The organism is Agreia sp., from assembly GCF_964263775.1.
In the GTDB taxonomy this organism is placed as follows: domain Bacteria; phylum Actinomycetota; class Actinomycetes; order Actinomycetales; family Microbacteriaceae; genus Agreia.
Window position 1 is genome coordinate 1 of record NZ_CAXVWM010000174.1, and the last position, 11788, is coordinate 11788.

Genomic DNA, 11788 nt, shown 5'->3' on the forward strand with positions numbered 1-11788 from the left:
CGGCCGGTCGAACCTGGACGAGGTGGTCGGGGGCGTGATGATTGCCGCCCGCGATACGGCAGAAGAGCGAAAGCTTCCCTACATGGGCGCCCTGGTTGCGAACATTGCCTTATTGGCGAGCATCGACTTGTCGACTGCCAATTTGGTGATTGGTATGGCGGAACGACTGAGCTGGCCACAGTACGTGCTTCTCTCGATTGTCAGCCAGAAGGACACCCACCCACTGCCGGGGTCGTCGCTGTACGGCGGGGTCAGCGGGTGGTCGGCGTGGAGTCCGCATCGTTCGCTACATGAGTTGAAGACTGAAGATGTCGGCTTGATTCACGCCCCGATGCGGCACGGGGATCGGGGTCAGCCGATTTGGCCGACCGAACTTTCTGCGTCGGAGGTCACCCAGGCCGGCTCACTTCTGGCGCAAATGCTCGACCTGGATCAGATACCAGAAGTCGAGCTAGACGCGACGCTTGCGAACTTCGCAAGTGAGGTTCACGACCCGAGCCGCTAGCCGTTCGTTGGTCACGGCCACGCAATCTCTGTCCGGGTCAACGCTTCATACGGCATATTAGCGACGGTGGAGAGGTCTCGTTCCGTGCTCTATCCCCGTATGGGGGCTTGGCGCACTTTTCTGATGATCGGTAGCGTTTGGTTCATGTTGAAACCGAGGCTTGTTGCTTTGGGCCTGATTTTCGGATTGGCTCTGGCTGGTTGTAGTTCGATGTCAGGTGGCGTCGAACTCGACGACAACACGCGGCCCGGAATCGAACCCTACGAGCCGGCAGAAGAGCCAGGCTACGTCCCCGACGACAGTGAGATTCCGCAGCCCGAGATCATCTGGTCCTGTGATTATTCACCGACCATGAATGAAGACTGGCATGACGACGTGCTCTGCATCCGCGGCGGGGACCAGGACCGGCCGTACCTCCGAGAGGGCGACGATTTCATCACAGAGGACGAGATCATGGAGTCTGCACGCGAGTACGAAAACGCCCTCAACGGGTTCTAATTCCTGGGCGAGAGTGACTCTGTGCAATCAGATCCAAATGGTCGAGTGATGGTTCCGCGGTGATTCGAGATCCGTCGTGGGGAACTCGAAGATCGACGTCGTGCCTTTTACGTGCGTCGGCGGTCCTCTCCGAGAACCCGCAGGACGATTGGATAGCCCGGAGCCGCGCTGAGGACCGAGACAGGCCTCCAGGTAGTTCGCAATTACTCGTGAGGTGGGGACATTCCGGTTCTCGGCGGGAGTAGCGTTGCAGGGATGACGCGTCCCCCCATCGCCACAGTCGGTCAGCTCAAGGCCTCGAATCATGTGCAGAAGTCCCTTCGAGTCGAGATCCGCGACAATCTACTGTCCGCCCTCCGGGAGGGGCGCGATCCCTGGCCTGGACTGCACGGTTTCGAGGCCACGGTCATCCCGCAGCTTGAACGCGCCTTGATCGCCGGGCACGACATCGTGCTTCTCGGCGAACGTGGGCAGGGCAAGACCCGGCTTCTCAGAACTCTGGTCGGCCTGCTCGACGATTGGTCGCCGGTCATCGAGGGTTCAGAGCTGGGAGAGCACCCCTTCGAGCCCATCACCACCCAGAGCATCCGCCGCGCCCAACAGCTCGGCGACGAGCTGCCTGTCGCCTGGCGCTCGCGCGACGAGCGCTACGCCGAGAAGCTCGCGACTCCCGACACGAGCGTCGCCGACCTGATCGGCGACGTCGACCCGATGAAGGTGGCCGAGGGGCGCAGCCTGGGAGACCCGGAGACGATCCACTTCGGTCTGATACCTCGCAGCCACCGAGGGATCGTCGCCATCAACGAACTTCCCGATCTCGCCGAGCGAATCCAGGTTGCCATGCTGAACGTCATGGAGGAGCGGGACATTCAGATTCGCGGCTATGTGCTGCGGCTGCCTCTCGACGTGCTCGTGGTCGCCAGCGCGAACCCCGAGGACTACACGAACCGCGGCCGCATCATCACTCCGCTCAAAGACCGCTTCGGTGCCGAAATCCGCACGCACTATCCGCTCGAGCTGGCCGACGAGGTGTCGATCATCCGCCAGGAGTCCTATCTCGTGGCCGAGGTGCCCGACTATCTCGTCGAGATCCTCGCCCGCTTCACGCGTGCACTGCGCGAATCCCCATCGGTCGACCAGAGAAGCGGCGTGAGCGCCCGTTTCGCGATCGCGGGTGCCGAGACAGTCGCGGCGGCTGCCATCCATCGCGCCACTCGTCAGGGCGAACCGGATGCCGTGGCCCGCCCCGTAGACCTGGAGACGGCCGTCGACGTACTCGGTGGCAAGATCGAGTTCGAGTCGGGTGATGAGGGGCGCGAAGACGAGATCCTCGACCACCTGCTTCGTCGGGCCACGGCGGAGACCGTGAACACCTTCTTCCGAGGCCTCGACTTCTCGGCGCTCGTCGGCGCTGTCGAAGACGGCACGGTGGTCACGACCGGCGAACAGGTCTCGGCGCGCGAGTTCCTCGATGGGCTGCCCGTGCTCGGCGAATCCGATCTCTACGACCAGATCGGCGACCGCCTCAGCGCGCAGAGCGACGGACAGCGCGCGGGTGCGATCGAACTCGCGCTCGAAGGCCTCTTTCTCGATCGACGCATCAGCAAGGCAAGTGGCGGAGGCGAGACCATCTATGGCTAGGGCGAACCGCCGGCTCACCCGCGCGTCGCGCTACGGAAAGTATGCGGGCGGCCCCGATCCACTGGCGCCGCCTGTCGACGTGAAGGACGCGCTCGACGCGATCGGCCAGGACGTGATGGCGGGTTACTCGCCCGAGGCATCACTGCGCGAGCTGCTCCGTCGCGGAACCGGTGACCGACCCGGCCTCGACGACCTTGCGCGGCGCGTCGCCGAGCGCCGGAGAGAGCTCGCCACGAAGCACAACCTCGACGGGACCCTTCAGGAGGTGAAACGCCTGCTCGACAAGGCCGTTCTCGAGGAACGCAAGCAGTTGGCCCGTGATGTCGACCTCGATGACGACTCTCGTGCCCTCGCAGAGATGCAACTGGGGGGCCTGCCTCCGTCGGCGGCGGCCGCCGTGCGCGAATTGAACGACTACACGTGGCGCAGCACGGAGGCGCGGCAGGACTTCGAGCGCATCAAGGATCTGCTCGGACGCGAGCTGCTCGACGCGCGCTTCGCCGGAATGAAACGCGCGCTCGAAAACGCCGACGATGAAGACAGGGCGGCCATCGCCGCCATGCTCGCAGACCTCACACGTCTCCTCGATGCACATGCGTCAGGTGACGCAGACCACAAGCAGTTCGACGAATTCATGAGCACGCACGGCGAGTTTTTTCCCGAGAACCCCCGCACCATCGACGAACTCATCGACAGGCTGGCCGAGAGGGCGGCGGCGGCCGCTCGAATGCGCAACTCCCTGACCCAGGAGCAGCGCGACGAACTCGACGCACTCGCATCCCAAGCCTTCGGTTCGCCCGAGCTCATGTCGTCGCTCGCCCAACTCGACGGGCAGCTGCAGGCTCTGCGCCCCGGCGCCGACTGGCACGGTTCGGAGAGCATGACGGGATCGGAAGGCCTCGGCCTCGGCGACGGCACGGGTGTCTTTCAAGACATCGCCGAGCTCGACGAGTTGTCGGAGCAGCTTGCCCAGGGCTATGGGGGGTCGCGTCTCGACGATCTCGACCTCGACGCGCTCTCCCGCCAGCTCGGCGAAGACGCGTCGGTCGACGCGCGCACCCTCCAGCAACTCGAGAAGGCTCTGCGCGACTCGGGAACGATGAAACGCGCATCCGACGGAACACTGAAGATGACACCCAAGGCCATGAGGCTCCTCGGTCGTTCCCTGCTGCGCGACGTCGCGAAGCGCCTCTCGGGTCGCCAAGGCGACCGCGACGTGCGCCAAGCGGGTTCGGCGGGCGAGTTGTCGGGCGCGACCCGCGAGTGGTCGTTCGGCGACACAGAGCCGTGGGATGTCACGCGCACCATCACGAACGCCATTTTACGCACCGCGGGCGGCGGGCAGACGACCGGCAGAGGCGTTCGCATCGAGATCGGCGACGTGGAGGTGCAGGAGACGGAGGCCAGAACGCAGGCGTGCGTGGCCCTGCTGGTCGACACGTCGTTCTCGATGGCTATGGATGGCCGGTGGCTTCCGATGAAACGAACGGCCTTGGCGCTGCACACCCTCGTGACCAGCCGCTTTCGAGGCGACGACCTGCAGCTCATCGCGTTCGGGCGACAGGCGGAGGTCATGGAGATCGAGAAGCTCACGGGCCTGGAGGCCGAGTACGAGAAGGGCACGAATCTGCACCACGCCCTCCTCCTCGCGAATCGGCACTTCCGCAGGCATCCCAACGCCCAGCCCGTGCTGCTCATCGTCACCGACGGCGAACCGACGTCGCATCTCGAGTCGAGCGGCGAGGTGTTCTTCGACTACCCGCCGCATCCGTTGACTGTGGCGTATGCCATTCGAGAACTCGAGAATTCGATGCGACTCGGAGCGGCGACCACGTTCTTTCGTCTGGGCGACGATCCGGGGCTCGCCCGCTTCATCGACTCGATGGCGAAACGGGTCGGCGGGCACGTCGTCTCTCCAGAGCTCGACGACCTCGGCGCAGCCGTCGTGGACTCGTACCTGGGCTCACGCAGGCCGGAGACATCGTTCGGCTGGTGAATGCGCGCTCGTCGAGATCACTTCAGCAGGCGTGACAGAACTCTGTCGGCGAGCAGCTTGCCGCCGGTCTGGCAGCTCGGGCAGTACTCGAGCGTGCGATCTGCGAAGATGACCTGTCGCACGGTGTCGCCACAGACCGGGCATTCTTCACCCGCGCGCCCGTGTACCCGCATGGCAGTCTTCTTCTCGCGTTTCAGGTTCGACGCCGCGACGCCCTCAGATCTGCCGATCGCGCTCCGCAGAGTCTCGCGCACCGCGTCGTAGAGCTCGGATGCCTCGTCGGGGCTCATCGAGGCCGGCTTATACGGCGACATGTGGGCGGCGTGCAGAATCTCATCGGAGTAGGCATTGCCGATTCCCGCAATCAACGACTGGTCGCGCAAGACGCCCTTGATTTGAGTTCGACCGGCGGATGCGAGGATGGCGCTGAAGACGTCGAATGTGAATGACACGTCGAGCGGATCGGGTCCGAGCCGGACGATCTGCGGGATCTCCTCAACGCTCCGCACGATCCAGATGGCGACGCTCTTCTTCGTCCCCGCCTCCGTGACGTCGAAACCCGAGCCGTCGTCGAGAACCAGTCGTGCAGTGAGCGGCCCCGATGATGGCTTTGTTCGAGGTGGCGGCTCGCCCTCGCGCCAGCGGATCCACCCGGCACGGGCAAGATGCAGCACCAGATGCACGTCGCCGATGCCGAGGTCGAGGAACTTGCCGTGCCGATCGATCGATGTCACGACCTGATCGTTCAGGATCGAGACGGGAGGGTCGAACGTCTTGAGCGCGGCGAACGACACCAGGTCGAGTCTCGACACGGTTCGACCGAGCAGCCGTGCGCCCAGGTCGCTGACGAGCGCATGGATCTCGGGAAGTTCCGGCATGCATCCAGTCTCGCCTGTGCTTTCGGTATTCGTCTACGGCCCCGAACCGACCAAAAGATCGTCAGCGGAAGTCTCGAGATCGGGTGCGCGTCTGCAACCGCAATTCTTCGAACCGGTCGGCCACCAGGTTGATGATTCCCTCGGGCGAGCGTTCGAGGATTCCGCGCACGACGAGGGCGGGCGATTCGCGTGCCAGCCGCCGGTAGCGGTTCCAGACGCCGGTGCTCACAATGACGTTGAGCATGCCGGTCTCGTCTTCGAGATTCATGAAGATGATCCCTCCCGCGGTCTGTGGACGCTGCCGGTGCGTCACCGCGCCGCCCGCGAGAACACGCCGGCCGCTTTCTGCGCTCGCGAGACTCGAGATGGGTGACACCCCTCGCGTCGTGAGATCGGCGCGCGCCTGGCTGATCGGATGATCGTCGGGCGAGATGCCCGTCGACCAGATGTCGTAGGCCAGGCGTTCGGTCGAGGTCAGCACGGGCAGCAGCGGCGGCTGAACGCTGATCGACGAGCCCGCGAGCTGATCGGCGCGTTCTTTGGATGCCTCGCCGGCCTGCCAGAACGCCTGCCGTTGGCTGACGCCCAACGAATCGAATGCCCCGGCGGCAGCCAGGGCCTCGAGCTGCTCGGTCGACAGGCCCACGCGGCGCGACAGATCGGCGAGGTCGACGTAGTCGCCCGCGTCGGTTCGTTCGGCGACGATGCGTTGGGCCAGGTTCGCGCCGATGCCGGTGACGCCGGCGAGCCCGAGTCGCACTGCGAAGCCTCCGTCGCGCCGATGCGCAGCCGACAGGTCGGGCGCCGTGCGATCGAAGGAGCCGACCGGAGGCTGATCCGGGTCGCAGCACTCAGCCCGGGTGCCCAGGTGGGCGGGGTGCCCGGGGTCGGTCGCCTCGAGGGTGGCGTCGGCCAGAGACAGCTGGATGCTGGGTCGACGGACATCGACACCGTGCCGACGAGCGTCTGCCGTGAGGGTGAGGGGCGAGTAGAAGCCCATGGGTTGCGCTCGAAGGAGCGCCGCAAGAAAGGCCGCCGGATAGTGCAGCTTGAGCCAGGCGCTGGCGTACACGAGAAGGGCGAAGCTCAGCGCGTGGCTCTCGGCGAAGCCGAAGTTGGCGAATGCCTGGATGCGTGCGTAGATATCTTCGCTAGTCTCGATGTCGAGCCCGTTGCGGGCCATGCCCTCGAACAGAGTCGCCTTCAGCGACTCGATTCGCTCGACACCCCGCTTGGAGCCCATTGCGCGACGAAGCAGATCGGCGTCGGCGGGAGAGCATCCCCCGACGGCCATGGCCATCTGCATCAGCTGCTCCTGAAACAGTGGCACCCCGAGTGTGCGCTCGAGCACGGGTTCGAGCAGCGGATGGGGATAGGTCACCGCTTCTTCGCCGGTCTTTCGCCGAAGGTAGGGGTGCACGGCGCCGCCCTGAATCGGGCCGGGCCTGATGAGAGCGATCTCGATGACGAGGTCGTAGTAGCGGCGCGGGAGGAGCCTCGGGAGTGTTCCCATCTGGGCGCGACTCTCGACCTGGAAGACCCCGACGGCGTCGGCGCGGCACAGCATGTCGTAGACGCCGGCCTCCTCTTTCGGAATACGGTCGAGATCCCATACCTCGCCGGTGTGCTCGGCGACGAGGTCGAAGGTGTACTGCAGTGCGGCAAGGATGCCGAGACCGAGAAGATCGAACTTCACCAGACCCATCCAGGCGCAGTCGTCTTTGTCCCACTGCAGAACCGTGCGATTCTCCTTGCGGGCGTGTTCGATGGGAACGACCTCGCCCACGGGATTCTCGGTCAGCACCATGCCGCCCGAATGAATTCCCAAGTGTCGCGGCGCCTTCAGGAGTTGCTGGGCCAGGCCGGTGACGGCATCCGGAATGTCGTGATCATGGGTCTCATTCAGGCTGCCCCACCGTTCGATCTGCCGCGACCACGCGTCTTGTTGGCCCTGGCTGTAGCCGAGCGCTTTTGCCACGTCGCGCACGGCATTCTTGGGTCGGTAGCTGATGACATTGGCGACCTGGGCCGCGTTTCGTCGACCGTAACGCTCGTAGACGTACTGGATGACCTCTTCTCGCCGGTCGGAATCGAAGTCCACGTCGATGTCGGGCTCCTCTTCGCGAAGCGCCGACAGAAACCGCTCGAATGGCAGGCCCCGCGCGATCGAGTCGACGGCGGTGATTCCGAGCACGTAGCAGACAGCCGAGTTCGCCGCCGACCCCCTGCCCTGGCACAGGATGCCGCGCCCACGCGCGAAGCCCACGATGTCTTCGACGATGAGAAAGTAACCCGGAAAGTCTTTCTCCTCGATGACGCCGAGTTCCCGTTCAAGCCTCTCGTTCACGGCACGCGTTGCGTTCGGGTAACGCCTCTGGGCGCCCCGGCGCACGAGTTCGCGCAGCCAGCTGATGGCCGTGTGCCCGGCTGGAACATCGAGCTTGGGAAGGTTCGGGCGCGCCGAGCGCAGGGAGAACGACAGGTCGGCCGCAATATCGACCGTGCGCTCGACCGCGCCGGGATAGCGCGCGAATCGTGCGGCCATCTCGGCCCCGCTTCGCAGGTGGGCGCCGTTGGATGCCGGTAGCCAGCCGTCCATCTCGTCGAGGCTGCGGCGCGCCCGAATCGCCGCGAGGGCCGAGGCGAGTGGATGCGCCGCAGGAGTCGCGTAGTGCACGTTGTTCGTGGCGACGACGGGCACGCGGGCACGCCTCGCCAGGAGAGCCAGGGCATCGTTGCGGCTCGATGCGAGGGGGTCTCCGTGGTCGAAGAGTTCGACCACGACATTGTCGAGGCCGAAGAGCTCGATCAGGCTGTCGAGCTCACGTGCTGCCCCCGAGACACCTTCGCTTTCGAGCGCGCGTCTCACCGCGCCCTTACGGCATCCGGTCAACACGAGCCATGAATTCTGAGACGCCTGAGACAGGTCTTCGAGCGAATAGACCGGGTGGCCTTTCTCGGCGCCGGGCGAGAGCTGGGCGCTCGTGATGGCTCCGGCCAGGCGGTGATAGCCGACCTCCCTTCGGGCCAGCACGACGAGGTGATCGCCTTCAGGATCGGCTACCCCGTTCTGCGGGGCGCCGAGACCCAATGAGAGCTCAGCGCCTAAGACGGTCGCCAGGTCGAGCCTCTCGGCCGCCTCCGCCATTCGCACGATTCCGTAGAGACCGTCGTGGTCGGTGAGGCCGAGGCCGGTGAGGCCGAGGCGCACAGACTCTTCGACGAGCTGTTCGGGCGACGAAGCCCCGTCGAGAAAGCTGTAGTGGGAATGCGCGTGCAGCTCGGCGTACGGCACGACAGCGCCGGAGGGTCTATCGGCGCCGAGACTCGGTTCGTAGGGAGCGCGTTTGCGCGACCACGCCGGGCTGTCTCCACCGTCGGCCCCGCGCGGGCGGTCATCGCGCCTTGTGGTTCCCGAGGCGATGCGTTCGAATTCCGACCAGGGAATTGGAGGGTTGGTCCACTTCATGGCAGGTCTCGTTCAGTCATAGCGGGCCTCTGCAGTCCACGCGTGATCTTCGAGAATAAGAAGCCAGGCCATGCCCGCGGAATCAATCATCTGGAATCGATGTGCAGTGCGGCCCGCTACGGAGTCCCACCAGCGCTGCGTTACAGGCCAGGGTCCAGCCCACGACGAGATCTTCAGCGCCGGGGAAGGTTCGAGTGCGAGCCAGACCGGGGTGGAATTGGTCGCGCCGCGATCGTCGACGTCGATCGGTTCTCCCAATGAGCCCCGAACGTCGGCCCTGCGTGGGGTGGCGAACACCGTTGCAGGCGCGGGCGGCGGAATGCTGCCGGGCCAGGGCAGGCTGCGCCCTGACGGTGGGGGTTCGTCGCCCCAGGGAACGAGCACCTGTCTCTCGGACAGGAATCGGCCACCTGCCAGCGACGGCGTCGAGACGGTGCCGTGCCCGAGCAGACTATGCAACCTTGCAAGGGCATGGTGCACCCGCTCGTCGAGCGACGTTCCCCAGAGCCCCGCCTCATGATTCGTGCTTGAATCTACCCGCGCGGGAGTGATCTCGACGCGTTCGACGGGTGACTGCGGTGCCGCGGCAGCGCCGCCCGACCCCTGAATCTGCCATCGCACACGGTCGACGACGTCGGCTGCCGAGAAATGGTGCGGATGCGACCACTCGCGCTCGCTGCGATCGTCGGATTCGCTCGTGACCGTCACCCTAAGGGCTGTGCAGACCAGGCCGTTCTCGGCCAGCCGATCGATCATCGATTCACAGGATGCTCGAATTGCGAAAGCGATCTGGTCGACCCGGTCGAGTAAGGGTTCGAAGGCGATGTCGGCACCGAAGTCGGTCTCGGGCCCGTGCTCGGCTCCGGTGAGCCGGTCGCTTGCGGATGCGCGGGCGTGCGCACGCAACCCGGTCTCCCCGAATCGCGCGCCGACCGCGACCCGGTCGAGGGCGGCGAAGTCGCCGAGTCGATGAAGCCCTAGCCGGCGTAGAACTGGCACGAGCGAAGCGTCATCGAGCATAGAGATCGGCAGGGGAGCAAGGAACTGCCGAGTGGTGCCCGGCTCGATGATCTGAACCGGCACCGAATCCGTGGTTCTGGCCGCCGCCTGCTCGGCTCCGAATACGCTGTCCGCTATGCCGAGGCGCACAGAGACGGAGCCCTGGGCCAGAGCGTCTCGAATCGTCGAGGCGGCGTTCCGCTCACCGCCGTAGAACCGCGCCGGTCCTCTCGCCCGAATGGCGCACAATCCCGGGCGCAGAATGCGAACTCCGGGAACCAGTTCTTCGAGCGACGCGACCACGGGTTCGAAGGCGCGGGCATCGGCCTGCGCCTCGTAGGGCACGACGAGCACCTGCGGGCATCTGAGCTGCGCCTCCCGAACGGCAAGGCCCCGCTGCACGCCGGCGGCCCGGGCATCGGCCGAGCAGGCGAAGACAGCACCCTTCTGAATGAGCGCGATGGGCTGCTCGTCTGTCGCATGGAGGCTGCGCCGAGCGGCGATGATCGGCCAGTCGGGTAGCCAGATCACGATGACGCGCGCACGCGACACGGTCATCGGATCGCCCCTGCGGGAACACGCACCTGCGATCTGCGGGGTGCACCTGAACCCTGGCCCTGGCGCACCTCGAGCTCGAGGTGCCGCTCGGCGAGATGACCGTGACCCTCACCCAGACCCGTCCACGACGACGAGACGACGCGGATCTCTGACTCGGACTGCGGCCAGTCGCCGAGGACGAGCATCGTCGATCGTGTCTGTCTCAAGCGAGCAGTGAGTCGCGACGAGTCCGACGCGGTGACCCGCGCCGGAGCCCTGACGATCACCAGGCCGAGCACGTCGGCCATCGAGCCGACCGTCGACATCCACCGATCGCCCGGATCCGAGACCCAGACGACCCGGTCGAGGTCGATTCCCCAACCGGCGGCGGCTTCAAGCCCCAGGTCGGGAACGTCGAGCACGCCGCACCATTCGCCTTGCTGCGATGCGGCGGCGACGAGGGCCAGTGCAATCGAGGTGGAACCCGTGATCGAATACACGCTTCCGCGACGGAGGCCACGGCCGAGCATCCCGCGCATCATCGGCAGGAGGGGGAAGGTATCGTCGTCGAGTCGGGTCGACTGCATCGAGCTGATGCGCGCCTGCAGAGCCTGCCTCACCGAGGCGGGTGACTCGAACGCTGCGACCGAACTCATTCAGCAATGTTCGAACACGTGTTCGAATAAGTCAACCGCAGACAGGGTGTCGGTTAGGCGCTCGGCTTGGCAGAGGGCAGGATCGATACATCATGACCGTCACCCTGCCCGAGGCCGCCGACAGCGATGATGTCACCGTGCCGGGCGACGGGACAGAATCCGCCTCTCTCCTGTCTTTCCTGCCTGAGACGTTCGACGAAGACACGATTTTCGGTGCCTTCGAGACGTGGGCGAGCTCCCGGGGAATCACGCTGTATCCGGCCCAGGAAGAGGCGGTCATCGAGATCGTCTCCGGGGCGAACGTGATCCTCTCGACCCCGACGGGAACGGGCAAATCCCTGGTGGCCATCGGGGCCCACGCTGCGGCGATCGTGCGAGGTCAGCGCAGCTACTACACAGCGCCGATCAAGGCCCTCGTCAGCGAGAAGTTCTTCGCCCTCGTCGAGGTCTTCGGGGCCGAGAATGTGGGCATGGTCACGGGTGATTCGTCGGTGAATCCGGATGCGCCCGTCATCTGCTGCACGGCCGAGATCCTGGCGAACCTCGCCCTGCGCCACGGGGCCGACACCGACGTCGGCCAGGTCGTCATGGACGAGTTCCACTTCTACT

9 protein-coding genes are annotated in these 11788 nt (G+C 65.5%); 5 read left to right on the forward strand and 4 right to left on the reverse strand.

The window, feature by feature from the left end; translation table 11 throughout:
* The 4 genes from ACE5CZ_RS12460 to ACE5CZ_RS12475 form a co-directional block, all read left to right on the forward strand.
* The coding region (locus ACE5CZ_RS12460) for a hypothetical protein (protein ID WP_374947649.1) at positions 1-505 on the forward strand (505 nt) is incomplete at its 5' end.
* Between the two features lie 144 nt (positions 506-649).
* A complete protein-coding gene (locus ACE5CZ_RS12465) occupies positions 650-1003 on the forward strand; it encodes a hypothetical protein (RefSeq protein WP_374947650.1) in 354 nt (117 codons plus the stop codon).
* Positions 1004-1258: 255 nt separating this feature from the next.
* Entirely contained in the window at positions 1259-2644 is a 1386-nt protein-coding gene (locus ACE5CZ_RS12470) for a magnesium chelatase (RefSeq protein ID WP_374947651.1), read from the forward strand.
* A complete protein-coding gene (locus ACE5CZ_RS12475) occupies positions 2637-4640 on the forward strand; it encodes a VWA domain-containing protein (protein WP_374947652.1) in 2004 nt (667 codons plus the stop codon). Before ACE5CZ_RS12470 ends, ACE5CZ_RS12475 begins: the two co-directional genes overlap by 8 nt.
* 17 nt (positions 4641-4657) lie before the next feature.
* On the opposite strand, the gene ACE5CZ_RS12480 is transcribed toward ACE5CZ_RS12475, so the two are convergent.
* The 4 genes from ACE5CZ_RS12480 to ACE5CZ_RS12495 all read right to left on the reverse strand — a co-directional run bounded on the left by ACE5CZ_RS12480 (position 4658) and on the right by ACE5CZ_RS12495 (position 11179).
* Entirely contained in the window at positions 4658-5518 is an 861-nt protein-coding gene (locus tag ACE5CZ_RS12480) for an Fpg/Nei family DNA glycosylase (RefSeq protein WP_374947653.1), read from the reverse strand.
* A gap of 61 nt (positions 5519-5579) precedes the next feature.
* Entirely contained in the window at positions 5580-8987 is a 3408-nt protein-coding gene (locus tag ACE5CZ_RS12485; RefSeq protein WP_374947654.1) for an error-prone DNA polymerase, read from the reverse strand.
* A gap of 12 nt (positions 8988-8999) precedes the next feature.
* On the reverse strand, positions 9000-10544 hold the full coding sequence (locus ACE5CZ_RS12490; RefSeq protein WP_374947655.1) for a DNA polymerase Y family protein: 1545 nt from the start codon (positions 10542-10544) through the stop codon (positions 9000-9002).
* Positions 10541-11179, reverse strand: coding sequence for a hypothetical protein (locus ACE5CZ_RS12495; protein ID WP_374947656.1), 639 nt, complete (start codon positions 11177-11179; stop codon positions 10541-10543). Before ACE5CZ_RS12495 ends, ACE5CZ_RS12490 begins: the two co-directional genes overlap by 4 nt.
* Positions 11180-11271: 92 nt before the next feature.
* On the opposite strand from ACE5CZ_RS12495, the gene ACE5CZ_RS12500 reads away from it, so the two are divergent.
* Positions 11272-11788, forward strand: a 517-nt coding sequence (locus ACE5CZ_RS12500; protein ID WP_374947657.1) for a DEAD/DEAH box helicase, incomplete at its 3' end; no start/stop codon positions are given.

Excerpts from the sequence above, each read along its gene's own strand:
- ACE5CZ_RS12465 (WP_374947650.1), top strand. The coding sequence starts at position 650 with ATGTTGAAACCGAGGCTTGTTGCTTTGGGCCTGATTTTCGGATTGGCT.
- ACE5CZ_RS12470 (WP_374947651.1), top strand. The coding sequence starts at position 1,259 with ATGACGCGTCCCCCCATCGCCACAGTCGGTCAGCTCAAGGCCTCGAAT.
- ACE5CZ_RS12475 (WP_374947652.1), top strand. The coding sequence starts at position 2,637 with ATGGCTAGGGCGAACCGCCGGCTCACCCGCGCGTCGCGCTACGGAAAG.
- ACE5CZ_RS12480 (WP_374947653.1), bottom strand. The coding sequence starts at position 5,518 with ATGCCGGAACTTCCCGAGATCCATGCGCTCGTCAGCGACCTGGGCGCA.
- ACE5CZ_RS12485 (WP_374947654.1), bottom strand. The coding sequence starts at position 8,987 with ATGAAGTGGACCAACCCTCCAATTCCCTGGTCGGAATTCGAACGCATC.
- ACE5CZ_RS12490 (WP_374947655.1), bottom strand. The coding sequence starts at position 10,544 with ATGACCGTGTCGCGTGCGCGCGTCATCGTGATCTGGCTACCCGACTGG.
- ACE5CZ_RS12495 (WP_374947656.1), bottom strand. The coding sequence starts at position 11,179 with ATGAGTTCGGTCGCAGCGTTCGAGTCACCCGCCTCGGTGAGGCAGGCT.